A 26,184-nucleotide genomic window follows, 5' to 3' on the forward strand; every position below is an offset into this window, starting at 1 on the left:
GTTCGAAGGGCCCGGGCGCACTGCGCGCCCGGGCCTTTCTGCGTGCGAGGGAGGATCCGGATCCCGGTCGCCCGCACGGCGCGCGTGGGCCGGCCCGAGGGTGCGAGGGCCCCGGTTACCGCGGCGCGATCCCGAGCGCGAGCTCGGCGTAGCTGCGCACGGCCGCGCGGCACTCCTCCCGCGGCGTGCGATCGCCCACGAGCGGATAGAGGTCGTAGGCGTCCTCGAGCGCGACGAGGTTGCGGGCGATGATGCCGGGCGGCGACGCGAGCGCGAACTCCCCCGTGCCCGCGCCGATCTCGATGAGGGTGCGGTAGAGCATGATCTGGCGCTCGGTGAGGGCGCGATGCGCGGGCAGGTACTCGGGGTGCTCGGCGAGGATCGGCACGCTCTCGTAGACGTAGCGCAGCTCGTCGCTGATCTCGTCGGGCACACCCGCGTCGATGAGGGCGTAGATGCGCTCGGTGGCGCTCTCGGGTCGGTCGATGATGCGCCGCCGCTGCTCGCTGAACTGCTCCATCGCCCCCGCGAGCGCCGTGATCTGCAGCTCGTTGAGGCTGGAGAAGTAGTGCAGCACGTTGGCCGGGCTCATCTCGGCCTCGGCCGCGACGGCGCGCACGTTGATCGGCTTGCGCGGGCGGGAGCGGGCGACCCGCCAGAACGCGCGGATGATGTCTTCGCGGCGTTCGTGGCGTCGGCGCGCGGTCGCGTTCATGGTGTCAGCCTAGCGGGAGATGAGCGCGCGACCCCCGGAGCACGGCGCTCGCAGCGTCGGAGTCCGCGCCGGCCCGTCGCCCCGCGCGGGGCGACGGGCCGGCGATCCCGCGCCCTATTCGGCGCCCCGGGGCATGACCTTCACCGATTCGGTGAGGCTCGCGTAGTAGGCGGGCTTGCGCTTCTTGAGCACGAGGCCCACGACGATGCCGCCGATGAAGAGGATCGGGGTCGGCAGCAGCAGCACCTGATTAATCGGCCCCTCGAGCCCCGTGACGACCTCGAAGTTCGTGACGATGAGGAAGTAGCCGATGATCAGTCCGATCGCCCCGATGGCGGGAGCCACGACGACGCGCCAGACGCTGTGGCCGCGGCGATCCCTCACGAAGTACCAGACCACGGCCACCGCGGTGACCGCTTGGGCGAAGACGAGCCCCTGCACGCCCGTGGCGTAGGTCCAGATCGCGAGCCCGAGGAACGGGTCGGCCCGCAGCAGCAGGGCGACCACGACCGCGAGCAGCGAGATCGCCGAGAGGGTGATGCTCGCGACGGCGGGCGACTGGCTGCGCGCGCTCGACCGCCCGAGGGCGCGGGGCAGCAGCCCCTCGCGGCCGAGCGAGAAGAGGTAGCGGGTGCAGGCGTTGTGGAAGGCGAGCACGCAGGCGAAGAAGCTCGTCACGATGAGTATCTTCATGACGAACGCCGCCCAGGCTCCGGCGTACTCGCCCGTGCCCTCGATGACGAGCGTCTCGAAGGCGTCGCTGCGGGCGAGCTCGATGAGGCCGTCGGCTCCGAACGCGAGGGTGAGGATCCAGAAGGTGAAGGCGTAGAAGACGCCGAGGAACGCGATCGCGATGATGGTGGCGCGGGGCACGGTGCGCTCCGGGCGCTTCGCCTCCTCGGCGTAGATCGCGGTGCTCTCGAAGCCGAGGTAGGCGCCGAAGCCGATGACGAAGAGCGCCCCCGCCCGGGTGCGAAGAACACGTTCTGCGGGTCGAAGGAGGCGAGGCTCGCGGGCTCGGGGCCGCCGTCGACGAGCACGGCGACGGCGAGCACGAGCAGGATCGCGACCTCGAGGGTGAGCAGCACCGCGAGCACCTTCGCGCCGACGTCGACCTTGTTGTAGCCGAGCAGCCCCACGATGAGCACCGCCGCGACCGAGTAGACGCCCCAGTGCAGCTCGACGCCGAAGAGCTCGGCGAAGGTGAACTCGGCGAAGAAGCCGATGAAGCCGTAGAAGCAGACGACGAGCGCCACATAGGCGAACACCGTGACCGACGAGACCGCGAGGCCCGCCGGTTTGCCGAGGCCGCGCGAGACGTACGCGTAGAAGGCGCCGGCGTTGCGCACGCTCTGGGACATCGCCGTGAAGCCGAACGCGAAGCAGATGAGCACGGCGCCCGAGAAGAGGATCGCGCCGGGCGCGCCGATGCCGCCCATGCGGAACGAGGTGATCGCGCCGCTGACGATCACGGTGAGGGGCGCCGCGGCCGAGATGACGAAGAAGACGATGTCCCAGGTGCCGAGTCGCCCGGCCGCGAGCTCACCGCCCTTCGTCGCCGTTACTGTGGTGGACGGTGCTGACATGTCGACTCCTTCGTCATCGGGACGCGTGGCATTCTTCAAACACGGATCGAATGATCGCGCTTAGGGCCTCGAAAATGTAGTGTAATCACAAACGGAAGGATTAAACAATGTTCAATACTTCGGAGTCGACACCCCCGCTGGGTGACCAGGGGGCCGGGGCCGCCCCTCGCGCCCGCGACCTCGGCGTGCCCCTCGACGGCACGCCCGGCCCGCTCAACGCCATCACCGACGTGCCGGGCCTCGAGGTCGGCTTCGTCACGATCACCGACGACGCGCCCGTCGTCGCGCGCACCGGCGTCACCGCCATCCTTCCGCGCGGGCGCGACCGCGCGGGCCTTCCCTGCGCCGCCGGCGTCGCAGTGCTCAACGGCAATGGCGAGCTCACCGGTCGCAGCTGGATCGAGGAGTCCGGGCAGCTGCAGGCGCCCATCGCCATCACCAACTCGCACGCCGTCGGCTCGGTGCACCGCGGCGTCGACCGCTGGATGGCTGCGCACCACTCCGACAGCGCGGCCGCGTGGATGCTGCCCGTGGTCGGCGAGACCTGGGACGGCTACCTCAACTCGATCAACGCCGACACGGTGCGCCCCGAGCACGCCGAGCAGGCCCTCGACGCGGCCTCGGGCGGCCCGCTCGCCGAGGGCAGCGTCGGCGGCGGCACCGGCATGAACTGCTACGGCTTCAAGGGCGGCACCGGCACGGCCTCGCGCACCGTGCGCATCGGCGACGAGTCGTACACGGTCGGCGTGCTGCTGCAGGCGAACTTCGGATCCCGCGAGGAGCTCAAGATCGCGGGCCGACCCCTCGGCCGCGAGTCGCGGGCGCCCAACCCGATGGAGACGAGCGAATGGTTCGACCGAGAGCTCTCGGGAGCCCGCGCCGTTCCCGGCGCCGGCAGCGTCATCGTGGTCGTCGTGACCGACGCGCCCCTGCTGCCCGACCAGTGCGAGGCGCTCGCCCGCCGCGTACCGCTCGGCCTCGCGCGCACCGGCACCACCGGCAGCCACTTCTCGGGCGACATCTTCCTCGCGCTCTCGACTGCCAATGAGGGCTCCCTCGGATCGCGGATGGGCACGACGGGGCCGGTGGTCGAGCAATTCGCGCACGTCGCGTGGGGACGCATCGACGCCCTCTTCACCGGTGTCGTCGAAGCGACCGAGGAGGCGGTGCTGAACGCGCTCGTCGCAGCCCGCGACACGGTCGGCCGCGAGGGGCACGAGAGCTTCGCGCTGCCCCACGACGAGGTGCGGGCCGCATTCTCCGCGGAGTGAGCACCCGGTGAGCGGGCTCGGGTCGAGCCGGGCCCGACCGCCTCACTCGGGCGCACCCGCCTCCTCCAGCTCCTCGAAGTTCTCGAGATCCTGCGAGAGGCTCTCATAGGTCTCGGGACGCTTCGACTTCAGGTACCCGGCGTAGAGCACGCCGCCCACCACCGCGAGCACCAGCACCCACGGCAGCATGAGCACGTACAGCGCGCTCGATCCCGCCACGAGGTCGAAGTTCGCGATCGCCATGATGCTGAAGAGCAGCAGCGCGAGGAAGCCCAGGCCGGGGGCGATCAGGGTGCTCCAGATGCGCGGATCGCGGTTGCGCCGGAAGTACACCACCACGGCGAGCGCGGCGATCGCCTGCACGATCATGATCGAGAGCGTGCCGAAGCCGAGACCCACCGGCACCAGGGTCGCCACCGGGGGCAGCGGGTTGCCCTCGGGGTCGGTCTCCACGAAGATCGCGAAGACGCCGGCGATCACGAGCGCGAAGACCAGGTTCACCGCGAGACCGCGCTGGGGCGCACCCTTCGCGTTGGTCTGCGCCAGCCAGTGGGGCAGCACACGGGCTCTGCCGAGCGCGTAGAGGTAGCGGGCGGCCGAGTTGTGGAACGCGAGCTGCGCCGCGAACAGGCTGACCACGAGCAGCACGATGGCGACGATCCCCATCACCGGGCCGAGGTACTGGTCCATGAGCATGAGCGTCAGGTCGCCGCCGTCGAGGTGGTCGAGCGCCGTCTGCTGCGCGTCGAACACGCCGAGCGCGCTCACGATCGCCCACGCGCCGAACGCGTGGAGCCCGCCGATGAGGACGATCGCGACGTAGGTCGCGCGCGGGATCGTCTTGCGCGGCTCGCGCGCCTCCTCACCGAACAGCGCCGTGGCCTCGAACCCGATGAAGGCCGTGGCGACGAGCAGCAGCGCGATCCAGACGGAGCCGCCCACCAGGATCTCGGGGCTGAACGCGAGTGTGATCGCCTGGATGTCGAAGCCCGTCGTGAAGAGCACCGAGAACGCGAAGGCGAGGATGAGCAGAATCTCGAGCACGAGCGCGACGCCCAGCACGAGGGCGCTGACGTGGATGCCGGAGCGCGCGAGCAGGAAGACCACGACGCACAGCACGAAGCCGCACAGGTACCAGTGCAGCTCGATCCCGAAGATCATCGGCAGGGCCACCGCACCGGTGAAGAAGCCGATCGTGCCGAGCGCACCGGCCACGAAGACGTTGTAGCCGATCGTCGCGATGATGCCGGTGGTGAGGCCGGCGGCCCTGCCGAGGCCTTTGACCGCGATGGCGTAGAAGCCGCCCGCGTTCGTGAGCTCCTTCGTCATCTGCGCGTAGCCGACCGCGAAGAGCAGCAGCGCGATCGCGACGATGACCACCGCGATGGGGGTGCCGCCGCCGTTGCCGAACGAGATCGCGAGCGGCAGCACGACGATCGCGACCGTGACGGGGGCGACCGCGGCGAGCACGAGGAACACGATCGACGAGACGCCGAGCTTGTTCCTCGCGAGTTGATTCTGAGAGGTGTGGTTCATGGGAGACTTCCTTGTGTCCGCGCTCGGGGAGAGCCTGTGTTCGGTGGGGTTCTCGTGCGTCGTCGGATGCGCGGCGCGGAATCGCCCGCGATCCGCGGAGCCGGCGGCGCGATCCTCCTCGACCGCGCCGCGGGCTTCCGTGCCCTCTTCATAACACGGCTCGCCCCTCCACGGGGATCTCGGGGCCCGGTTCGCGCTCACAGTCAAGAAAACGGCGATGATCCGCGCTGCCGCACATGCCGCTGGACCGGAATCGGCGGGATCCGACACTATCCATTTGGACAGTCCTGCGCGCATCGTCAAGCCCCGTGCGCCCACCGCACAGCCTTGCCCTTCGCTCTCTCCCGGCCCATTCATAGACTCAACACGAGCATGCCTCCGGCGCCACCGTCGGCGCACCGGCAACGCAGCCACACCGAGAGGAAACCCCATGACCGCCCCAGCAGCACCCACCGAAGTCCCGCAGGACGCGGGGCTCAGCCGCCGCACGCTCGGCGTTCCAGCCATCACCTTCATGATCATCGCGGCCTCCGCACCGCTCACCGTCGTCGCAGGCGGCGTCACCACATCCTTCGCCGTGACCGGCTCGCTCGGCGTGCCCCTCGGCTTCGTGCTCATCGCCGTCATCCTGGCGGTCTTCGCCGTCGGCTACACCGCGATGGGGCGCTTCATCACCAACGCCGGCGCCTTCTACGCCTACATCTCGCGCGGCCTCGGCCGACCCCTCGGCGTGGGCGCCTCGCTCATCGCGCTCGTCGCCTACAACGCCATGCAGGTCGGCATCTACGGCCTGTTCGGCTTCCAGCTCTCCATGTTCCTCGAGGCCAAGTTCGGATTCGCCTCCCCCTGGTGGCTCTGGATCCTGCTCTGCATCGTCGTCGTCGGCGTGCTCGGCGTCAACCGCGTCGACCTCTCCGCGAAGGTGCTCGGCGTGCTCGTGGGCCTCGAGTTCCTCGTCGTCATCGTCTTCGACATCGTCTCGCTGAACGTCGCGCCCGAGGGCGTCTCCACCGCGACCCTCGACCCCTCCCAGCTCTTCGGCCCCGCGCTCGGCATCATCCTCGTCTTCGGCGTCGCCGCGTTCATGGGCTTCGAGGGAGCCGCCATCTACGGCGAAGAGGCGAAGGATCCGAAGCGCACCGTCCCCCGCGCCACCTACGCGGCCGTCGCCATCATCGGCGTCTTCTACGCCCTCAGCGCGTGGGCGTTCTCCGTGGGCATCGGGCCCTCGCAGGTCGTCGAGCAGTCGCAGACCTTCGGCCCCGACCTCATGTTCGTCTTCATGGGAGAGCACACGAGCGTCATCTTCGCCGACATCATGACCCTGCTGTTCATCACGAGCCTCTTCGCAGCGCTGCAGTCGTTCCACAACGCCGTCGCGCGCTACTTCTTCTCCCTCGGTCGCGAGGGCGTGCTGCCCGCGTGGTTCGCGCACACCAGCAAGCACGGCGCCCCGTGGGCCGGCTCCGTCGCGCAGACCGTCATCGCGGTCGTCGTGGTGGCCGGCTTCGCGCTCGTCGGCGACGCGTTCGGCGCCGCCGAGTCCATGTTCGGCGAGATGGCGTTCCTCTACCCGGTGCTCACCATGTTCACCTGGCTGACCAACACGGGCGCCGCCGCGCTCGTGCTGCTCATGGCGATCATCGCCGCCGCCGTCATCGGCTTCTTCCGGAAGGATCGCCGAGGCCTGAGCCTCTGGACGACCGTCATTGCACCGGTCGTCTCCGGCCTCGCCCTGCTCTGGGTGTTCGTGATGATCCTCGCCAACTTCCAGCTGATGCTCGACCAGGAGCAGCCCGACGCCACCACCTTCATCCTGCCCGGCCTCATCTTCGCCGCCGGCATCATCGGCATCGTGTGGGGCCTCGTGCTGCGCTCCAGCAAGCCCGAAGTGTACCGGCGCATCGGCCACGGCACCGAGCCCGGCGCCTACGGCACCGAGGTGCTCGAGGTGGTCGACGAGAGCTGACCGCAGTCGCGAAACGGGTGAGGGCCCGGGAGCATCGCTCCCGGGCCCTCACCCGTTTCGCTCCGTGGGCTGCCGCCGTGGGCGGCACCGCAGCCCGGCAAAACGCTGGCGCGTTGTGCTTCAGGCCGCGCCCTCGAACATGCTCGTGACCGAGCCGTCCTCGAAGACCTCGTGGATCGCCTTCGCGAGGAGCGGGGCGATCGGCAGCACGGTCAGCTTGTCGAACTGCTTGTCGGGGCCGACGGGCAGCGTGTCGGTCACGACCACCTGGTCGATGAAATCCTGCGAGAGGTGCTCGGTCGCGCGACCCGAGAAGATCGCGTGCGTGCAGGCGATCGTGACACCCTTCGCACCGTTCGCCTTCAGCGCCTCGGCCGCCTTCGCGATCGTGCCGCCCGTGTCGATCATGTCGTCGACCACCACGCACCAGCGATCCTTCACCTCGCCCACGATCTCGTGCACCGAGACCTGGTTCGGCACCATCGGATCGCGGCGCTTGTGGATGATGGCGAGCGGCGCGTCGAGCTTGTCGCTCCACACGTCGGCGACGCGCACGCGGCCCATATCGGGCGACACGACCGTGAGGTCGTCGCGGTCGATCGTGCGCTTGAAGTGGTCGAGCAGCACCGGCATCGCGAACAGGTGATCCACCGGGCCGTCGAAGAAGCCCTGGATCTGCGGTGCGTGCAGATCGACCGACATGATGCGGTCAGCGCCCGCGGCCTTGAACAGGTCGGCGACGAGACGCGCCGAGATGGGTTCGCGGCCGCGGCCCTTCTTATCCTGGCGCGAGTAGGGGTAGAAGGGCGCCACCACGGTGATGCGCTTCGCGGAGGCCCGCTTCAGCGCGTCCACCATGATGAGCTGCTCCATGAGCCACTCGTTGATGGGGTTGGTGTGCGACTGGATGACGAACGCGTCGGCGCCGCGCACGCTCTCGTCGAATCGGGCGTACAGCTCGCCGTTGGCGAAGGTGCGCGCGTCGGTCGGAACGAGCTCGGCGCCGAGCTCGGCGGCCACCTGCTCGGCGAGCTCGGGGTATGCCCGGCCCGTGATGAGGACGAGCTTCTTCTGCCCCGCCATCTCGATCTTGCTCATGGGTGCTACTTCCCGCTGTCCTTTGCTCGTTTCGATTCCTGTGCGAGCTCCGCCGCTCGGGCGGTGCTCGTGCCGGGCCGATGCTCGGCTACCCACCCCTCGATGTTGCGCTGCGGCGCCACGCTGAGCGCCAGCGACCCCGAGGGGACGTTCTTCCGCACGACCGTGCCAGCAGCCGTGTACGTGCCATCCTCAATCGTAACGGGCGCGATCAGCACGTTCTTCGAGCCGATGCGCACCCCGTCGCCCACGACCGACTGGTGCTTCTGCACGCCGTCGTAGTTCGCGAAGATCGTGCCCGCCCCCACGTTGCTGTCGTCGCCGATCACGGCGTCGCCCACGTAGCTGAGGTGCGGCACCTTGCTGCCGTCGCCGATCCTCGCGTTCTTGGTCTCGACGAACGCGCCGAGCTTACCGCCCGCGCCCAGCTCGGTGCCGGGACGGATGTACGAGAACGGCCCCACGCTCACCGCGGGCCCGAACACCGCCAGCGTGGCCTCGCTGCGGCGGATCCGCGCGCCCTCGCCCACCTCGCAGTCGACGAGGGTGGTATCGGGGCCGATCACGGCGCCCGTCGAGATCGTCGTGGCCCCGTGCAGGAAGGTGCCCGGCAGGATCTCGGCGTCGGCCTCGATCGAGACATCGGCGTCGATCCAGGTGGTGGCCGGATCCTGGATCGTGACCCCGTTGCGCTGGTGATCGCGCACGATGCGGCGGTTGAGCTCGCGGCCGGCATCGGAGAGCTGCGCGCGGTCGTTGACGCCGGCGATGATCCACGGGTCGTCGGTGGCGACCGCCTCGACCGCTCCGCCGCCCGACAGGATGCGGGCCGCGGCGTCGGTGAGGTACTTCTCGCCCTGCGCGTTGTTCGTGTCGATCTGCGCGAGCGCCGACTCGAGCGCGCGACGCGCGAACACGTAGATGCCGCCGTTGATCTCCGTGATGCGGCGCTGCGACTCGCTCGCGTCCTTCTCCTCGACGATGCCCGTCACCGAGCCGCCCGCGTCGCGCAGGATGCGGCCGAGACCCGTCGGATTGTCGAAGATCGCCGAGAGCATCGTCATCGCACGGCCGCCCTCGAGGTGCCCGCGCACGAGGCGGTCGAGCGTGGCCGTGTCGATGAGGGGCACGTCGCCGGACAGCACCACGACCGAGCCCTCGAAGTCGTCGGGCAGGGCGGCGAGCGCCTGCTCGACGGCGCGCCCCGTTCCCGGGATCGCGTCCTGATCCACGATCACGGTGTCGGGCGCGTGATCGAGGATCGCCTCAGCCACCCGGTCCCGGTCGTGCCGCACCACGGCGAGCACCCGCTGCGGCGACAGGCCGGCCGCGGTGTCGAGCACGTGCGCGATGAGCGAGCGGCCACCGATGCGGTGCAGCACCTTCGGCAGCGACGACTTCATGCGCGTGCCCTGCCCCGCGGCGAGGATGACGACGGCTATGTGACGGTCTGACATGTGATGGTTTCCTACCCGGTGTCGAACTGGTCCCGGATCAGCACCCTTCGGCGCGGTTTCCGAGTGGGCCCGCTCCCCGCACGGAGAAGCTTCGCTTCACTCATCTCCGCCTGCACCGGTGAGCGCAGGCGGAGCGGGCATTCGATGCTACGCATCGAAACCCCGCTCCCGACACACAGAGAAGCTTCGCTTCACTGCATCCCTGCCTGCGCTTGTGAGCGCAGGGCGGAGCGGCGTTTCAATGCTACGCATCGAAACCCCGCTCCGCCCCTAGGGTTCGAACCTAGACCTCACAGCTCCAAAGGCTGTCGTGCTGCCATTACACCAAGGCGGACCGCGCCGCGAACGGCACCGTACAAGTCTGCCAGATCGCCGGGGCTCCCGCGCCCGCCCCGCATTCCGGATCGGGGTCGCTTCTCGTCGCGCGACCCGGAGACACGCGACCAAAAGCGACCCCGATCTCGAAGCTCGGCGCCCGAACCCGGATAATGGAGAGATGAAGCACGAGGACGAGGTCGACCGCATCATCGCAGACTGGACCCGCGCGCGGCCGGATCTCGATCTCGCGCCGCTCGCGATCTTCTCCCGGCTGTGGCGCGTCACGAAGCACCTCGACCGGGCCCGCGCGCACGCCTTCGAGCGGTCGGGGCTGGCCTCGTGGGAGTTCGACGTGCTCGCCGTGCTGCGCCGGGGCGGCGAGCCCTTCAAGCAGAGCCCCAAGGTGCTCGTGCAGCAGACGATGGTGTCGAGCGGCACGATGACGAACCGCATCGACCGCATGGTCGAGCGCGACCTCGTGCGCCGGCTCACCGACCCGAACGACGGCCGCGGCGTGCTCGTCGAGATGACGCCCCACGGGCTCACGCTCGTCGATGCGGCCATGACCCGGCTCAGCGACGCCGAGGAGCGCCTGCTCGGCGGCCTCGCCCGCTCGGAGCGCGAGCGGCTGTCGGTGCTGCTGCGCAGACTCGCACTCAGCGTCGACCGTTTCGAACCCGTGACCGGGCCGATCACGCTCCCCCAGACCGACTAGTCGGATCGCTCGCGCGATCCGTTCGCCCCCGGCCCCGCCGAACAGCACGGCGCTGCGCCCGCCCGTCGGCGGCCTCGGGGCCGCCGACTCGGGGCTCGGCGGAGTCGGAGCGTCGCGGGCTCAGCAGGCGGGCTCAGGCGCCGGGCAGCACCCGATCCTCGGGCAGCGCCGGCGTCGATGCTGGGGGCCGGCGCAGGGTGCCGGATTCTCCGCCCTCGAACGCGGCGGCGTAACCGAGCAGAGCGGGATCGCTGTAGGCGGCTCCGGCGAAGGTGAGGCCGACCGGCATACCGATGTCGCTCATCACGCCCATCGCGACGGTCACGCTCGGGATGCCGAGGTGGCGCAGCGCGTAGTTGCCGTTCGAGAAGAACACGCCGTTCGACCAGGCGTGGTCGGCGGCCTCCATGTCGCGCTCGGCGTTCTCGCGGGCGACGTCGGCGTTCGCCGGGAAGACCACTCCGTCGAAGCCGTTCTCGTCGAGCCAGCGCTCGAAGAGATCCTCGCGCAGCTGCACGAGAGCGCGCAGCCCGCCGGCGAAGTCGGCGCGCTCGCGCGGATCCGGGATGCCGCGCTTCGCGTAGGCCACGGTCTCGCGGTAGCGGTTCTCGTAGTCCTCGACCTCTTCGTAGCGGTCGGGCAGCGTGCCGGGGGGCTGCGGGAAGATCCGGTCCGGATCCACCACCGCGAGCTCGGGGATCGCAGCGTCGCCGTTCGCCTTCAGGAAGTCGTCCCACCCGAAGGCGAGGAAGTCGGTGAACTCGGTGTCCATCCATCCCTCGGGCAGCACGCCGAGCGCGCCGACATTCTCCTGCCCGGGGCGATCGCCCTCGTACTGCTCGATGAGCGGGAAGCCGGTCTCCACGAGCTCGGCTCCGAGCGACTCGAGGCGGGCCCTCGCCCGGTCGAAGAGCTCGAGCACGGCGGGGCGCACCGCGATCGGGAAGTCCGGATCCTCGCCGAGGTACATCTTCGGCACCGCGAAGCGCTTGCCCGCGAGTGCTGCGGGGTCGGCGATGTCGAGGTACGAGGCGGGGCGGTGCTCGCTCGGCTTCGGCAGGGCGACGACGCTCTGGTTGCGCCAGAAGTCGCCCCGGGTGACGGGGTCGTCCTGCACGAGCACGTCGAGCACGCGCAGCATGTCGGGCATCGAGCGGGTGTGCGGCACCACCACGTCGCGGGCGGGGAACAGAGGCCAGTTGCCCCGGATCGAGAGCAGGCCCCAGCTCGGCGTGTAGGCGCACAGTCCGTTGTTCGAGGCGGGGCTGCGGCCGCTCGACACCGTCTCCTCTCCCATGCCGAACACGGCGAGGTTGGCTGCGGTGGAGACGCCCGACCCGTTCGAGGAGCCCGAGGCGTAGGCCGCGGCGAGATAGTCGCGGTTGTAGGGGCTCTCGGCGCGGCCGTAGACCCCGCGCTGCATGCCGCCGTCGGCCATCGGGGGCATGTTCGTCTTGCCGATCAGCACCGCCCCGGCCTCGCGCAGCTTCGCGACCGAGAACGCGTCCCACTGCGCGACGAGGTGTTCGAACGCCGGCGACCCCGAGGCGACGGTGAGGCCCTCGACCATGTACGAGTCTTTCACGGTGAACGGCACGCCCTCGAGCGGGCGCGCCTCGCCCGCGGCGTACCGGCGGTCCGACTCGGCGGCCTGCTGCAGCGCCTCGGGGTTGGGCACGACGATCGCGTTCAGGCCGTCCTCGCCCCGGTCGTAGGCCTCGATGCGGGCGAGGTACCGCCCGGTGAGCCAGGTGCTCGTGATCTCGCCGCGGCGCAGCGCTCCGAGCACGTCGTCGATGCTCGCCTCGATCAGCTCGAACGCTTCGGTGCGGTCGCTCATGGATCCTCGTCTCTCTGCTGCTGCCCCGAAAGGGGGCATTGCCACGGTCGGCGGTGCGCCGTATCCTGAAAATAGTTTCAGTTCTGAGCGGCCGGGTGTCAAGTGACCCCGTCCGCCCGCGCGGCGAAAAGGGGGCGGCATGGGGAACGACGCCCGCGAGCGCATCATCGAGGCGTGCGAGCGCGTGATCGCGCGGGGCGGGCTGCGCGGCTTCCGCATGGGCGACGTCGCGCGCGAGGCCGGGGTCTCGATCGGGCTGCTCTCGTACCACTTCGGCGACCGCGACGGGCTGCTGCAGGCCGCCCTCGATCACGTGAACGAGAGCGCGGCGCGGCGCGCGGCCGCGGGGGCGGGCGGAGCCGCGACCGCCGGGGCGGGCGCGCTCCCCGAGGGGGATGCGAGCAGCGCGGAGGATCGCCTCGCGGCACTGCTGTGCTCGGAGTTCGGCGATGAGCCGCAGGTGCGCGCCGGATCGACGGCGTGGAACGAGCTGCGGGCCGCAGCCGTCTTCGACGAGGCGCGGGCCGCGGCCGTCGCCCGATCCACCTCGGACTGGCAGCGCGCCGTGCGGCGGCTGCTCGCCGAGGCGGCGCCGCGCACCGACCCCGACGAGGCCGCGCTGATCCTGACCTCCCTCGTCGAGGGGCTCTCCGGCCGCTGGCTCACGGGCCAGCTCACGGCCGAGGAGGCCCAGCGAGCCGTCCGGGCGGCGCTGCGGCCGCTCATCGCGGCTGGCGCCCCGCCCGGCGCCGAAACCGGCTCCGCGGCCTCCGCCGCCGCCGACCCCGTCCCGCCCGCGACCGGCCCCGGCCGGGGTTAGACTCGGTCGGGCGAACCCGCCCGATGAAAGGACGACATGACCGAGACCGCCGCCCAGGCGCCGCACGAAGAGCTCCAACGAGGCCTCTCGAACCGGCATCTCCAGCTCATCGCGATCGGCGGAGCCATCGGCACCGGGCTGTTCCTCGGGTCGGGCAAGGTCATCAGCCTCACCGGGCCCTCGGTGCTCTTCATCTACGCGGTGATCGGCTGCATGATGTTCTTCCTCATGCGCGCCCTCGGCGAGCTGCTGCTGTCGAACCTGAACTACAAGACCTTCGGCGACATCGCGAAGGATCTCATCGGGCCGTGGGCCGGCTACTTCGTCTCGTGGACCTACTGGCTCACCTGGGTGGTCATCTGCGTGGCCGACATCATCGCCATCACCAGCTACGTCTCCTACATCAACGCCTCCATTCCGGCCTGGGTGCCGGCGCTCATCACCGCCGCCGTGCTCACCGTGCTCAACCTGCAGCCCGTGAGGTTCTTCGGCGAGTTCGAGTTCTGGTTCTCGATCATCAAGATCGTGGCGATCCTCGCGCTCATCGCGACGGGCATCGTGCTGCTCGTCACCGGCTTCGAGAACCCCGACACCGGCACCCGCTCGTCGCTCGCCCACCTCTGGGACCACGGCGGCCTCTTCCCCTTCGGGGCGAGCAGCTTCCTGCTCGGCTTCCAGCTCGGCATCTTCTCGTTCATCGGCGTCGAGCTCGTCGGAACGGCCGCGGCCGAGACGAAGGATCCCCACCGCAACCTGCCGCGCGCGATCAACTCCATCGTGGTGCGCGTGCTCATCTTCTACATCGGCGCACTCACCGTGATCATGGCGATCACCCCCTGGGACAAGCTCGACCCCGACCGCAGCCCCTTCGTGACGACGTTCGCCTACGCGGGCTTCGGCGCGGCGGCCTTCGCGATCAACCTCGTGGTGCTCACCTCGGCCGCGTCGAGCGCGAACTCCGGCTTCTACTCGGGCACCCGCATGATGCACGCCCTCGCCCACGACGGGCACGCGCCGTCGCGCTTCGCCCTCACCGACAGCCGGGGCGTGCCGCGGCGCGCGGTCTTCTTCTCGGCGGTGTTCGTGTTCTCGGCGGTGCCGATCCTGCTGCTCGGCGAGAGCGTGATCGAGGCGTTCACCTTCGTCACCTCGGTCGCATCGACGTTCATCCTCTTCATCTGGAGCATGATCGCCATCAGTTTCATCCAGTACCTGCGCAAGCACCCCGAGCGGCACGCGGGGTCGTCGTTCAAGACGCCGCTGCCCCGGATCGTGCCGTGGGCGGTGCTCGTCTTCTTCGCGTTCATCCTCGTCACGCTGGCGCTCGCCGAGGACACGCGTCTGCCGCTGCTGTTCACCCCGATCTGGTTCATCGTGCTCGGCGCGATGTGGAGCGTGACGAAGCGCCGCCTGATCCGGGAGGGCCGTCCGCTCACCGCCCCCGTCGAACTGCCCGAGCTCGGCGACGGCGCCCGGCACGGAGGCTGAGCGCGGTCGCCGATCCGCGCCGAGGATCAGGCGAAGGCCGAGACGCCCGTGATGTCGCGGCCGATGATGAGCGCCTGCACGGTCTCGGTGCCCTCGTAGGTGTGCAGCGCCTCGATGTCGGCGAAGTGCCGGCCCGCGCGGTTCTCGAGCAGGATGCCGTTGCCGCCCAGCAGGTCGCGCGCGTTCGCGACCATCTCGCGGGCGGTGCGGGTGGCGGTGTACTTGCCGAGCGACGCGCCGGGCCCCGACAGCTCGCCCCGCTCCTCCGCACGGGTCAGCGACATGAGCAGCGTCTGCAGCCCGGTGAGCTGCGAGAGCATCTGGGCGAGGCGCGACTGCACGATCTGCGAGGCTGCGAGGGGACGCCCGAACTGCACGCGCTGCTTCGCGTAGTGCACGGCGGTCTCGTAGACCGCCGTCGCCTGGCCGAGCGCACCCCAGGCGACGCCGAGACGGGTGGCCTGCAGCACGCGGGCCGTGTCCTTGAAGCTGCGCGCGCCGGGCAGCTTCGCCCCGGCGGGCACGCGCACGCCGTCGAGCTCGATGTGCGCCTGCCAGATGGCGCGCAGCGACATCTTGCCCTCGATGGTGGTGGCGCGGTAGCCGGGGGCGTCCTGCGGCACGATGAAGCCCTGCACCTGGCCGTCATCGCCGCGCGCCCACACGACGGCGATGCGCCCCACGCTGCCCGAGCCGATCCACTTCTTGTGGCCCGTGATGACGTAGCCGTCGTCACTCGACTCGGCGCGGGTCTCGAGGCTCACGGAGTCGGATCCGTGCGTGGGCTCCGTCAGCGCGAAGGCTCCGAGTTCGAGGCCGCGGGCCATGGGCTCGAGCCAGTGCCGCCGCTGCTCATCGGAGCCGCACTCCGCGATGGAGCGCATCGCGAGACCGCCCTGCACCCCCACGATCGTGGCGATCGACCCGTCGCCGCGCGACAGCTCCATGGTGGTGAGGCTCGCGGCGAGCAGGCTCTGCTCGGGGAAGCCCGCGACGTCGACTCCGTCGCGCAGCAGGTCGAGGTCTCCGAGACGTTTCGCGAGGTCGAGCGGGTACTCGGCGCGGTCCCAGATGCCGGCGATCACCGGGCGCACCTCGTTCTGCACGAATTCGCGCGCACGGTCGCGGTAGGCGAGGTCTTCGGCCGAGATGCCGCGGAACACTCCGGCGACATCGGGATCGAGCGGCTGCCAGAGGTCGTACTCGGGCTCCTGCGTTCCGAGCGCCACGGGCGACGTGCTGTTCTGCGACATTGCGGGTCCTCCCTGCGCCGCCGGGGTTGGGGGTCGCTGCGGAGGAGGCGACGGTACGGCGCGTGATTCGAGCATGTCTGAGACTCCGTCTCATGTCAAGATCCCATTCGCTCGATAGAGGCCTGCGCACTGGCGCCGGCTATCAGATCCAACGAATGAAACCCAGTACCAGCTCGGCGAAAACGTGATACCGTCGGCGTATGCCAGCGAAGCCCCCGCCCGCGCCAGCCGATCAGCAGAGCTCGGTCGCCGCCATCCGCCGTCTCGCCGAGCAGGGCTACGAGGCGACGACGGCCGGCGACCTGGCCGACGCGGTCGGCATGAGTCGCAGCACGTTCTTCCGCCGCTTCGGCAGCAAGGACGACGTGATCTTCGCCGACCACGACCACGCGCTCGCCCAGCTCGAGGGGTTCCTCGGCGCCACCGACCTCGACCCGGGCGAGGCCCTGGTCGAGGGCACGGCCGACGTGCTGCGCCTGCTGGTGCGCGACCCCGAGGCCGCCCGGCTGCGCTTCGAGCTGATGCACGACACCCCGGCGCTGCGCGACCGCGAGCTAGTGATCACGCACCGCTACGAGCGCGTCTTCGCGCGCTACATCCGCCGAGTGCAGCAGCCCGCGACGCCCGGCTGGGTGGCGCCGGCCCTGGCCGCGTCGCTCGTGGCGGTGCACAACGCGACGCTGCGCGACTGGCTTCGGGATCGGATCGCCGACGCCCCGCGGGCCGTCACCCGGGATCTGCACCGGCTCGTGGCGCTCTACGAGCGCTGGCTCTCGGACGAGGGAGATCGGCAGCGGGTGCTGGTCGCGGTCTACGACGCCTCCGGATCGGCCGACGCCGTGCTGGGCGCGGTCGCCGCGCAGCTCGGTCGCGAGAGCCGCTGAGTCGGGCGCGCCGGCGCCTCGGGGCTCGGGCGACCGACACGACCGGCCTCCCGCCACGGGGGCCGGGGCGGGGATCCGCCGAGGCTCCGGCAGGCCGGTCCGCGCCTCAGAAGAGGGTGACGACCGCGCCGTCCGCTCGGCGCAGCTCCAGCCGATAGCCCGGCCGATCGCCCGCGACGATCTGCGCCGCGCCGTCGCCGAGGCCGAGTGCGGCCGTTAACTCGCGCAGGGGCTCGGGATCGGGCTCGACCCGCACCAGCGAGACCAGCTCGATCGACGGGATGTCCCCCAGTCCCGGCTGCGGCGTCGATCCCCAATCGATGAGGAAGGGCGTGTCGAGTCGATCCTCCCCGGTACCCGTGAGTCGCCACTCCAGCAGTTCGCCGCCCGGGGTGCGCCGGGAGAGATCCCGAACGTCTCCGGGGTCGTAGCCCCGGTCGCGCGCGGCGGCGACCGTCGCGTCGATGTCGTCGGGGTGCACCGAGTAGGCGCGCACGCTCGGGCTCTGCAGGGCGTCGATCCCGAACGTCGCGGGCGGTGCCTCCCCCGCGCGCACCGGGTCGGGGCCGATGAGCTCGAGGTACTGCGGGCCGCGCGCTCCGCCGATCGTCAGCGCGACGAGCGCGTTGGCCGTGCCCGTGGGGTGGGCCCCTCCCCGCACTGCCACGACGCCGGTGCGCTCGGCGAACCAGGAGACGAGCGAGGCGAGGTCGGGGCCGGCGATGACGACGTGGTCCAGCAGTCGAGGGATGCTCATGGGGTGCCTTCCGATGCTCGGGTCGTTCCGGCCTCGGGCTGCGCTCGCGGGTGCGCTCGCGGGGTGCGCCGGATCGGAGGGCCCGGCCGGGCCCTGAGCAGAGTCCACCACAGACGCGAGGCGACCGGAACGGCCCCCGTCACACTCCGTAAAGGCCGCCGGAAGGATGCCGCAGAAGCGGCCGGCCCGAGAGGAGGCCTCCGCGACCAGAGGACGGGCGCGGCACCGCCCGCACGGGGTGGTCTCGCCGCGGAGGCATACTCTCGGTGGGAGGAGTGCCGCATCCCGCCTTCGATGGGCGTGTGACCGTCCGCGATCCGCTCCCCCGCCGATGCCTGACCCCGACGCCCTGATCCCGACGATCGCCGGGATCGCGGTGCTCGTCGCACTCGGCGCCGTCGTGCTGCGCACCGCGGGAGTGACCGGCTGGTGGGCTCCGGCGGTCGCGGTGCTGCGCGGCGGCCTGCAGCTCGCCGCGCTGAGCATCGTGCTGACGGGTGCGATCGGCGATCCGCTCTGGGTAACGGTCGCGCTCGCGGTGATGTTCACCGTCGCGTCGGTGACGAGCGCCCGTCGCGTCGCGTGGACGTGGCGCAGCTTCGGGATCATCGCCTCGGGCATGCTCGCGGGCGTGTCGATGACGCTGGCCGTCATCTTCGCGACGGGCGCGGTCGAACTCGCGCCGCGCTACCTCCTCGCGCTGGGCGGCATTCTGATCGGCAACGCGATGACGGTGGCGACCCTCGCGGCGCGTCATGTGCACGAGCGCATCGACCAGCACTGGGACGAGGTCGAGGGATGGTTCGCGCTCGGCGCCGCACCGCGGCAGGCGACCGCCGGGTTCGCGAGGCGGGCCATCGGCGAGGCACTCGTGCCCTCGACCGACCAGACCAGAACGACGGGGCTCGTCGCGCTGCCCGGCGCCTTCATCGGGGCGATCTTCGGGGGCCTCGACCCGATCGACGCGGGCCGCTTCCAGATCGTCGTGCTCGCCGGGATCCTGGCGGCGGGCGCCATCACCGCGGTCATCGTGGCCCGAGGCCTCGCCCCGGTGCATCAGCGCCCGCTGCCGCATCGCTGATCCGAGCGATTCGGCGACACCGGCGGATCCGGCGAGCGCGGACCGTCCGACCGGTCGGCGACGCGGCTAGGAGTCGAGCTGCTCGCCGAGTTCGAGCCAGCGCTCCTCGAGCTGCGCGACCTCGTCCTCGAACGCGGTGATCTTCGCCATCTCGACGTTGAGCAGCTGGTAGTCGGTCTGGTCGAGGTCGGCGAGACCGTCGCGCGACTTCGCGATGTCGGCCTGCAGCCGCTCCATCTTGCGCTCGACCGCCGACAGCTCCTTCTCGGCGGCGCGGCGCTCGGCGCCCGAGAGGGCGGGCGCCTCCTGCCCGCGAACGGGCTCAGGGGGCGAAGCGCCGCCGGCCGAGCTCGTCGGAGCCGAGGATCTCGCGCGATCCTGCGCTGCACGCAGCTCGAGGTACTGATCCACCCCGCCGGGCAGGTGCCGCAGCCGCCGGTCGAGAATCGCGTACTGCTGGTCGGTGACGCGCTCCAGGAAGTACCGGTCGTGCGACACCACGATGAGCGTGCCGGGCCACGAGTCGAGCAGATCCTCCATCGCCGCGAGCATGTCGGTGTCGAGGTCGTTGGTCGGCTCGTCGAGGATCAGCACGTTCGGCTGGTCGAGCAGGATCAGCAGCAGCTGCAGCCGCCGCTTCTGCCCGCCCGACAGATCCTTCACCGGGGTCGACAGCTGCGCGCTCGTGAAGCCCATGCGCTCGAGCATCTGACCCGGCGTGAGCTCCTGGGCCTTCGACCCGCTGCCCACGGTGAAGCTCGTGCGCAGACGGGCGATGACCACCCGCACCGGCTCGTTCAGGTGCTCCTCGAGTTCGTCGAGGCGCTGGGTGAGGGTGGCGACCTTCACGGTCTTGCCGCGCTTCACCCGACCGGAGGTGGGCTCGACGTCGCCCGAGATGAGCCCGAGCAGCGTCGACTTGCCCGCGCCGTTGACGCCCAGGATGCCCGTGCGCTCGCCGGGGGCGAGCAGCCACTCGACGTCTTCGAGGATCATGCGGTCGCCGTAGGAGACGCCCGCGTCGTGCAGGTTCACGACCTCCTTGCCGAGGCGCTGCACGGCCATCGACTGCAGCGAGACGCGGTCGCGGATCTCGGGCACGTCGGCGATGAGTTCGTTCGCGGCGTCGATGCGGAACTTCGGCTTCGAGGTGCGCGCGGGAGCGCCCCGGCGCAGCCACGCCAGCTCCTTGCGGGCGAGGTTCTGCCGTTTCTGCTCGATGGCCGCGGCCTGGCGATCCCGCTCCACCCGCTGCAGGATGTACGCGGCGTACCCGCCCTCGAACGGTTCGACGATGCGGTCGTGCACCTCCCAGGTGGCGGTGCACACCTCGTCGAGGAACCAGCGGTCGTGGGTGACGACGAGCAGCGCGCCCTGGTCTCTGGGCCATCGGCGCTTCAGGTGATCGGCGAGCCAGGCGATGCCCTCGACGTCGAGGTGGTTGGTGGGCTCGTCGAGGAAGAGGATCTCGTAGTCGCCGACCAGCAGCCGTGCCAGGGCGACGCGGCGGCGCTGGCCGCCCGAGAGCGCGTCGAGCGGCGCTTCCCAGTCGAGGTCGCCCACGAGCCCCGCGATCACGTCGCGCGTTCGCGGGTCGCCGGCCCACTCGTATTCGGGCCGCTCCCCCACGATCGCGTGACCGACCGTCTCGCCCGCGTCGAAGACGTCGGCCTGGTCGAGCACGCCGATGGTGGTGCCGCTGCGCACGGTCACCTGGCCGCCGTCGGGCTCGCGGCGCCCGGCCAGCATCATGAGCAGGCTCGATTTGCCGTCTCCGTTTCGGCCGACGATGCCGATGCGGTCGCCCTCGGCGACGCCGAGCGTCACCGAGTCGAACACGGTCTTGGTCGGAACTTCGAGGTGCAGGGCCTCGGCCCCCAGCAGATGAGCCATAACCCGTCCAGTCTAGTGAGCGCCTCGTCGCCGGGGCTGTGCGCTGGGAACTCGGAGCTGGGACGCCGTCGCGGCAGCACCTGAGGATCCGCTCCACATTCATCAGATGAAGAGAAGTGTTGCCTAATATTGCAGGCATGGACCCCGACGACTCCGCGACGACCGACCCCCGCACGCACGCCGATCACGATCACGGCCACATCGACTGCGTGCTCGCAGCGGGCGACATCAGCGACCTGCCGGAGCTGCGGGCCTGGTGCGCCTCCCTGCCCCGCCACAACTACGGCCAGATCTTCATCGAGGTCTTCACACCGTTCCAGATCCAACCGCTCGATACGCCGCACCACGTCGGGGTGACGTGGCTGTGCCGCGAGGAGCGCCGCCCGAGCACCCGACCCGGCATCGGCGTGCCCCGGGGTCAGACCCTCGCCGACGCCGTCGACGCGTGGCTCTCCGAGTGGATCCGCGCCGATCCGCACTCCTGGCACTTCATGCTCTGGATGGGCGCGCGCTCCAGCTCCGTCATGCGCAGCTTCTGGCGCCGCGTCGAAGCCGAGGTCGACCAGCTGTGGTCGGGCGAGATGTCCCGATAGCTGCCGCGCCGGCGGGCCGGATCGCCCCGGGCGCCGCCCGCCGCCTCCCCTACACCGCGGACCGCGGCAGCACGATCGGCGACCCCGTGTCGGGATCCGCGATGATGCGCGACCGCAGCCCGAACACGCGCTCGACGGTCTCGACCGTCAGCAGCTCGCCCGGCGCGCCCTGCGCGAGGATCGCTCCGTCCCGCATCGCGATGAGATGGTCGGCGTAGCGCGCGGCCTGGTTGAGGTCGTGCAGCACGGCGACGATCGTGCGCCCCTCGCCCCGCAACCGCTCGAGCAGTTCGAGCACCTCGAGCTGGTAGGTGATGTCGAGGTAGGTGGTCGGCTCGTCGAGCAGCAGCAGGCCCGTCTGCTGGGCGAGCGCCATCGCGATCCAGACCCGCTGGCGCTGCCCGCCCGAGAGCTCGCTGATCTGCCGCTCGGCGAGTTCGCTCACCCGGGTGGCCGCCATCGCCCGCGCGACGGCCTCCTCGTCGCCGCGGCTCCACTGCGAGAGCAGGCTCTGGTGCGGGTGCCGCCCGCGCCCGACGAGGTCGGCGACGGTGATGCCGTCGGGAGCGATCGGCGTCTGCGGCAGCAGCCCGAGCCGGCGGGCGAGCTGCTTCGCCGAGAGGTCGCGGATGTCGGCGCCGTCGAGCAGCACCGCTCCGTCCCTGGGCTTCAGCAACCGCGCCAGCACGCGCAGCAGCGTCGACTTGCCGCAGGCGTTGGGCCCGATGATGGCGGTGAACGATCCGTCGGGGATCTCGACGTCGACGCCGTCGAGCACGATCCGGCGGTCGTAGCCGCCGCGCACGCCCGACGCGACGAGCGGGGAGGGTGATGGGTTCATGAACGACCGCTTTCGCGAAAGAGGAGCCAGACGAGGTAGCCGCCGCCGATGCAGACGGTGACGGCCCCCACCGGCAGGGTGGCGCCCGGCACCGCGTGCTGGGCGATGAGGTCGGCGCCGGCGAGCAGCAGCGAGCCGACGAGCGCGGCGCCGAGCAGGTCCGAGGAGCCGGTGCGGCCGGTGAGCCGCGCGGCGATCGGGGGCGCCGCGAGGGCGATGAACGCGACGGGTCCCGCCACCGCCGTGACGACCGCGGTCAGGGCCACGCCCGCGACCACCACGAGCACCTTGCTGCGCTCGACCGCGAGACCGAGCGAGGCCGCCGCGTCGTCGCCGAGTTCGAGCTGGCGCAGGCGTCGGCCGACCGTCGGCATGAGCAGCAGCAGCGGCACCGCGACCGCGAGCGCCGCCACGACGACCGGCCACTCGACGCCGGCCAGGCTGCCCGCGCCCCACACCGCGACCTGCACGGCGAGGCCCAGTTCGGCCTTCACGCTGAACCAGGTGTTCACCGACGACAGGATCGCCGACACCGCGATGCCCACGATGATGAGCCGGAACCCGCTCAGACCGCGCCTGAAGGCGAGCAGGTAGATGATCGCGGCCGCGCCGAGCCCCCCCCCCCCCCCCCCCGAGAAGCGCGCCGCCCGCCTGCGCCGCGAAGCCCGTGCCGCCGAGCATGAGCACGGCGACGACGCCGGTGTAGGCGCCCGTGTTGAGACCGACGATGTCGGGGCTGCCGAGCGGGTTGCGGGTGAGCGACTGGAAGATCGCGCCGCTGAGCCCGAGGCACGCGCCGAAGAGCATCGCCGCGGCCGCGCGCGGGGCGCGCCACTCGACGACCACCATGCGGTCGAGGCCCTCGGCGCCGGGAGCGAGGGCGGCGAGCACCTGGCCCAGGTCGAGGGGCCGGGATCCGACGGCGAGCGCGGTGAGCCCGCAGGCGATCACGAGCGCGAGGAGCAGGGCTCGCACGGCGATGGCGCGGGCCGTGGTGCGCCGCGTGAGGGGCCCGGCGCGCAGCACCAGCTCGCGGTTCACAGCGCGCCCACCCGGGTGCGGCGCACGAGCGCGATCAGCACCGGAGCGCCGATGAAGGCGGTGACCACCCCGACCTGCAGCTCGGCGGGCCAGACGATGAGGCGGCCGAGGATGTCGGAGGCGAGCACGAGGACGGGCCCGAGCGTCAGGGAGAAGGGCAGGATCCACCGCTGGTCGGGGCCGGTGACGAAGCGCACGGCGTGCGGGATCATGAGCCCCACGAAGCCGATGGGGCCGGCCGCCGCGGTCGCCGCGCCGCAGAGCAGGGTGATGGCCACGAGCCCGGCGCCCCGCGTGACCTCGATGCGGGTGCCGACGGAGCGCGCGAGGTCGTCGCCGAGGGCGAGCGCGTTCATGCCGCGCGCGGTGGTGCAGGCGAGCAGCAGGCCGATCACGATCACCGGCCAGATCGTCTCGATGGTGCCCGCGGGCCGGTCGGCGATGGTGCCGGCGCCCCAGAACCGCATCCGGTCGAAGGTCTGCGTGCTGAGCAGCGCGAGCGTCTGCGACACCCCCATGAAGACGGCCCCCAGCGCGATGCCGACGAGCGTGAGCCTGACGGGGGTCGCTCCCCCGGCGCCGCGCGAGGCGATGCCGTAGACGAGGGCGGCGGCGACGACGGCGCCGACGAACCCGAGCCAGAGGTAGTCCTGGATGCGCGTGACCCCGAGCACGGCCACGCCCACCGAGATCGCGAACCCGGCCCCCGCGTTGACGCCGAGGATGCCGGGATCGGCGAGCGGGTTGCGGGTGAGCCCCTGGATGAGCGCGCCCGAGACCGCGAGCGCCGCGCCGACGAGCACGCCCAGCACCGTGCGGGGCACCCGCAGCGTCACGATCGTGACGTGGTCGATGCTGCCGTCGGGAGCCGTGAGCGCCTCCCACACCGTGGCGGGCGAGAGCTGCGCCGAGCCGACGGCGAGGCTCGCGATGCAGGTCGCCGCGAGCAGCAGCAGCGACGCCGCGAGCCACAGGGGGCGGCTGCGGCGCCGGGCCGGAGCGGCGCCGCACACGAGCGGCGCGGGTGCGAGCGCGCGGGTCACGACTCGGGGGCGGGGCCGACGGCGCGCTCGGGATCGGCGCCCCGCGCGGGCTCGGCTCCGCCACAGGCGGGCGACGGCTCCGTTCCGACGAGTTCGACGGCTTCGACGCCCCAGCCGAGCTTGCGGCGGGCGGCGACGCGCCAGCCGGCCTCGGCTGCGAGGCTCAGCACCGTCTCGGCCGTGCGGGGCGGGTCGCCGAGCGTGCCGAGATCGACCAGGGCGCCGTGGGCGCGGCTCGCGGGGCTGAGGCCGTCGGGCGTGAGCTGCTCGACGAGCACGGCCGCGGGCGCCGCCTCGCGCAGCTGTGCGAGCAGCTCGCGCGCCTCTCCGTCGGTGCGGTGGGCGAGCGCGAGCGCGGCGACGGCCAGCTCGTGCCCGTCCCAGTTCGCGGAGAAGGTCACGTCGGGATCCTCGCCCGCGGCCTCCCGCAGCACCCCGAGCGGGCCAGGCTCCTCGACCACGGTGAGCGGGGCGTCGACGGTCGCTCGCAGCGCCTCGGCGACCGCGAGCGCGCCCGGGCCGGTCACGGCGATGCGTCGGTGCCCGCGCCACACCGGCGAAGCGGGCAGACCGGTGAACACCGACGCCGCGCCCTCGGCGTGCTCGACGAGCTCCGCATACTCGTCGGCGTCGGCCACCACCGTCTGCCGCAGAGTGCTGCGGTGCGCGATCCGCCAGGCGGGGCCGCCCCCGGTCATGGCCTCGGGCAGCGCGGCGAGCGCGAGTACCTGATCCGCGGCCATCCCGTCGAACCGCTCGCGCGCGTGCTCGTCCTCCACGAGCTCCTCCCCGAGCCGGCCGAGACCGATCCTCGCGTCCTCGCCGGCGCGGGCCGCACCGGCCGCTTCACCGTCTTCGGACCCGCCCGCGGTTCCCTCTCCGCCCTCGATCGCGAGGATCCCGCCGGCGGTCAGCGCGTCGGCGAGCACTCGCAGCGATGCGGCCCCGACGCCGAGCCGGGCGGCGAGCGCGCCGATCCCGAGCGCGCCGTCGGCGACCGCGTCGAGGAGCCCGAGGCGCAGCGCGGCGCGCACGGCGAACCACTCGACGGGCGGCGAGGGCAGCCCGACGGAGACGCCGGGCGCACCCGCGGCGGCGCCTCCGGGCGCGGCGTCGCCGCTGCGGTCCTCCTCATCGCGCAGGTGCCAGTACCCGGTGATGTTGACGTGGCTCTTCGGGGCCCCGAGCGCCCGCGCGCGGCGGCGCACGGCGAGCAGCGACCGGCTCTCGGCGGCGGCCCAGACGTAGGGGGTGCCGGGCAGCGGCTCGACCCGCTCGACGGCCGCGGCGAGCGCGGTCTCGTCGCCCGCGTCCGCGACCACCCACTCCACCGCGTCCGCCTGGCCGACTGCGAGCTCCTGCCTGGCCTCGGCGTCGCTCAACACGACGACGGCGCGCACGGGCGCGGCGACCGGGCGCTCCTCGAAGAAGCGGGCGATCGCCGGCAGCGCGGTCTCGTCGCCCGCCAGCAGCACCCAGTCGACGTCTGCGGGAACGACCGTCGACGATTTCGGCCCGGCGAACCAGAGCTCGTCGCCGGGCCGGGCGTCGCGCGCCCAGGAGGCGGCCGGCCCCTCGCCGTGCAGCACGAAGTCGAGGTCGAGCTCACGGGCTCCGGGGTCGTAGCGCCGGGGCGTGTAGTCGCGCCCCTGCCGCGTCTCCGAGGGCTCCCACTCGATGCCGTGGGGCAGCTGCAACGGCAGCACGGAGCCCACGTCGCCGTCGGACGCGAAGATCAGTTTGACGTGGTCGTCGAACGCCGGGCTCGCGAACGCGGGCAGTTCGACGCCTCCGGTCGTGAAGGCGCCGAGCTGCTCGCCGGTCAGAGTGACGCGGCGCATGCGCGGGGTGACGTCGACCACCCGCTCGACCCACGCCTGGCGCAGGACGAGCGGGTGGACCACCAGGGTGTGGTGTGCTATCGGGAGCCTCGGAGCAGGAGAACTGCTGCTCGATGATGTCGAGCAGGGCCATGGCCTCGTCGT

21 protein-coding genes, 1 tRNA gene and 2 pseudogenes are annotated in these 26,184 nt (G+C 71.5%); 8 read left to right on the forward strand and 16 right to left on the reverse strand.

All coding sequences use genetic code 11. The features are described from left to right. Positions 1-115 precede the first annotated feature (115 nt). The 3 genes and pseudogenes from Leucomu_RS10310 to Leucomu_RS15730 form a co-directional block, all read right to left on the reverse strand. Positions 116-715, reverse strand: coding sequence for a hypothetical protein (locus Leucomu_RS10310; protein WP_128387167.1), 600 nt, complete (start codon positions 713-715; stop codon positions 116-118). Between the two features lie 114 nt (positions 716-829). Then, the gene (locus tag Leucomu_RS15725) at positions 830-1,888 is read right to left on the reverse strand and encodes an APC family permease (protein ID WP_323368320.1); all 1,059 of its coding nucleotides are present in this window, start codon (positions 1,886-1,888) and stop codon (positions 830-832) included. Next, positions 1,774-2,301 (reverse strand): annotated as a pseudogene (locus Leucomu_RS15730) (APC family permease); the annotation flags it as partial. The gene Leucomu_RS15725 and the pseudogene Leucomu_RS15730, both read right to left, overlap by 115 nt. Positions 2,302-2,408: 107 nt before the next feature. On the opposite strand from Leucomu_RS15730, the gene Leucomu_RS10320 reads away from it, so the two are divergent. Beyond that, on the forward strand, positions 2,409-3,572 hold the full coding sequence (locus tag Leucomu_RS10320; RefSeq protein WP_128387168.1) for a DmpA family aminopeptidase: 1,164 nt from the start codon (positions 2,409-2,411) through the stop codon (positions 3,570-3,572). Positions 3,573-3,614: 42 nt separating this feature from the next. On the opposite strand, the gene Leucomu_RS10325 is transcribed toward Leucomu_RS10320, so the two are convergent. Next, entirely contained in the window at positions 3,615-5,108 is a 1,494-nt protein-coding gene (locus tag Leucomu_RS10325) for an APC family permease (RefSeq protein WP_128387169.1), read from the reverse strand. A 430-nt stretch (positions 5,109-5,538) separates the two neighbouring features. Here Leucomu_RS10325 and Leucomu_RS10330 point away from each other — a divergent pair, with 430 nt between their 5' ends. Then, positions 5,539-7,077, forward strand: coding sequence for an APC family permease (locus Leucomu_RS10330; protein ID WP_128387170.1), 1,539 nt, complete (start codon positions 5,539-5,541; stop codon positions 7,075-7,077). A gap of 120 nt (positions 7,078-7,197) precedes the next feature. Here the strand turns inward: Leucomu_RS10330 and Leucomu_RS10335 are convergent, their stop codons facing one another. The 3 genes from Leucomu_RS10335 to Leucomu_RS10345 form a co-directional block, all read right to left on the reverse strand. After that, positions 7,198-8,175: a ribose-phosphate diphosphokinase gene (locus tag Leucomu_RS10335; RefSeq protein WP_128387171.1), complete on the reverse strand. Its 978-nt coding sequence runs from the start codon at positions 8,173-8,175 to the stop codon at positions 7,198-7,200. Positions 8,176-8,180: 5 nt separating this feature from the next. Further along, a complete protein-coding gene (glmU, locus tag Leucomu_RS10340) occupies positions 8,181-9,632 on the reverse strand; it encodes a bifunctional UDP-N-acetylglucosamine diphosphorylase/glucosamine-1-phosphate N-acetyltransferase GlmU (protein ID WP_128387172.1) in 1,452 nt (483 codons plus the stop codon). A 262-nt stretch (positions 9,633-9,894) separates the two neighbouring features. Further along, a tRNA-Gln gene (locus Leucomu_RS10345) sits at positions 9,895-9,966 on the reverse strand. Positions 9,967-10,128: 162 nt separating this feature from the next. On the opposite strand from Leucomu_RS10345, the gene Leucomu_RS10350 reads away from it, so the two are divergent. Continuing rightward, positions 10,129-10,665 carry a MarR family winged helix-turn-helix transcriptional regulator gene (locus Leucomu_RS10350; RefSeq protein WP_128387173.1) on the forward strand — a complete coding sequence of 179 codons (537 nt, stop codon included), beginning with the start codon at positions 10,129-10,131 and terminating at the stop codon, positions 10,663-10,665. 133 nt (positions 10,666-10,798) lie between these two features. Here the strand turns inward: Leucomu_RS10350 and Leucomu_RS10355 are convergent, their stop codons facing one another. Further along, positions 10,799-12,505, reverse strand: coding sequence for an amidase (locus Leucomu_RS10355; RefSeq protein WP_128387174.1), 1,707 nt, complete (start codon positions 12,503-12,505; stop codon positions 10,799-10,801). Positions 12,506-12,644: 139 nt separating this feature from the next. Here Leucomu_RS10355 and Leucomu_RS10360 point away from each other — a divergent pair, with 139 nt between their 5' ends. Continuing rightward, complete coding sequence (locus Leucomu_RS10360; protein WP_128387175.1) at positions 12,645-13,325, forward strand: TetR/AcrR family transcriptional regulator; 681 nt, start codon at positions 12,645-12,647, stop codon at positions 13,323-13,325. A gap of 36 nt (positions 13,326-13,361) precedes the next feature. Then, entirely contained in the window at positions 13,362-14,813 is a 1,452-nt protein-coding gene (locus Leucomu_RS10365; RefSeq protein ID WP_128387176.1) for an amino acid permease, read from the forward strand. A 26-nt stretch (positions 14,814-14,839) separates the two neighbouring features. On the opposite strand, the gene Leucomu_RS10370 is transcribed toward Leucomu_RS10365, so the two are convergent. Next, positions 14,840-16,066: an acyl-CoA dehydrogenase family protein gene (locus Leucomu_RS10370; RefSeq protein WP_017883338.1), complete on the reverse strand. Its 1,227-nt coding sequence runs from the start codon at positions 16,064-16,066 to the stop codon at positions 14,840-14,842. Between the two features lie 200 nt (positions 16,067-16,266). On the opposite strand from Leucomu_RS10370, the gene Leucomu_RS10375 reads away from it, so the two are divergent. After that, on the forward strand, positions 16,267-16,950 hold the full coding sequence (locus Leucomu_RS10375) for a TetR/AcrR family transcriptional regulator (protein ID WP_128387177.1): 684 nt from the start codon (positions 16,267-16,269) through the stop codon (positions 16,948-16,950). A gap of 106 nt (positions 16,951-17,056) precedes the next feature. On the opposite strand, the gene Leucomu_RS10380 is transcribed toward Leucomu_RS10375, so the two are convergent. Continuing rightward, the gene (locus Leucomu_RS10380) at positions 17,057-17,707 is read right to left on the reverse strand and encodes a VOC family protein (protein ID WP_128387178.1); all 651 of its coding nucleotides are present in this window, start codon (positions 17,705-17,707) and stop codon (positions 17,057-17,059) included. Positions 17,708-18,038: 331 nt separating this feature from the next. Here Leucomu_RS10380 and Leucomu_RS10385 point away from each other — a divergent pair, with 331 nt between their 5' ends. Continuing rightward, complete coding sequence (locus Leucomu_RS10385; protein ID WP_128387179.1) at positions 18,039-18,788, forward strand: ABC transporter permease; 750 nt, start codon at positions 18,039-18,041, stop codon at positions 18,786-18,788. A gap of 66 nt (positions 18,789-18,854) precedes the next feature. Here Leucomu_RS10385 and Leucomu_RS10390 read toward each other — a convergent pair whose 3' ends face one another. After that, on the reverse strand, positions 18,855-20,681 hold the full coding sequence (locus Leucomu_RS10390) for an ABC-F family ATP-binding cassette domain-containing protein (protein ID WP_128387180.1): 1,827 nt from the start codon (positions 20,679-20,681) through the stop codon (positions 18,855-18,857). Positions 20,682-20,818: 137 nt separating this feature from the next. On the opposite strand from Leucomu_RS10390, the gene Leucomu_RS10395 reads away from it, so the two are divergent. Beyond that, complete coding sequence (locus Leucomu_RS10395; protein ID WP_128387181.1) at positions 20,819-21,274, forward strand: SIP domain-containing protein; 456 nt, start codon at positions 20,819-20,821, stop codon at positions 21,272-21,274. 49 nt (positions 21,275-21,323) lie between these two features. On the opposite strand, the gene Leucomu_RS10400 is transcribed toward Leucomu_RS10395, so the two are convergent. The 5 genes and pseudogenes from Leucomu_RS10400 to Leucomu_RS10415 form a co-directional block, all read right to left on the reverse strand. Further along, positions 21,324-22,115 (reverse strand): ABC transporter ATP-binding protein, encoded by a 792-nt coding sequence (locus tag Leucomu_RS10400; protein WP_128387182.1) that lies wholly within the window; start codon positions 22,113-22,115, stop codon positions 21,324-21,326. Next, entirely contained in the window at positions 22,112-22,714 is a 603-nt protein-coding gene (locus Leucomu_RS15735; protein WP_323368321.1) for a FecCD family ABC transporter permease, read from the reverse strand. The genes Leucomu_RS10400 and Leucomu_RS15735 overlap by 4 nt, the downstream gene beginning before the upstream one ends. A gap of 88 nt (positions 22,715-22,802) precedes the next feature. Then, positions 22,803-23,156 (reverse strand): annotated as a pseudogene (locus tag Leucomu_RS15965) (iron chelate uptake ABC transporter family permease subunit); the annotation flags it as partial. Then, entirely contained in the window at positions 23,153-24,199 is a 1,047-nt protein-coding gene (locus Leucomu_RS10410) for a FecCD family ABC transporter permease (RefSeq protein ID WP_128387183.1), read from the reverse strand. The pseudogene Leucomu_RS15965 and the gene Leucomu_RS10410, both read right to left, overlap by 4 nt. Continuing rightward, positions 24,196-26,040, reverse strand: a complete 1,845-nt coding sequence (locus tag Leucomu_RS10415; protein ID WP_128387184.1) for a siderophore-interacting protein — start codon at positions 26,038-26,040, stop codon at positions 24,196-24,198. Before Leucomu_RS10415 ends, Leucomu_RS10410 begins: the two co-directional genes overlap by 4 nt. Between the last annotated feature and the right edge of the window lie 144 nt (positions 26,041-26,184).

The organism is Leucobacter muris, assembly GCF_004028235.1.
In the GTDB taxonomy this organism is placed as follows: domain Bacteria; phylum Actinomycetota; class Actinomycetes; order Actinomycetales; family Microbacteriaceae; genus Leucobacter; species Leucobacter muris.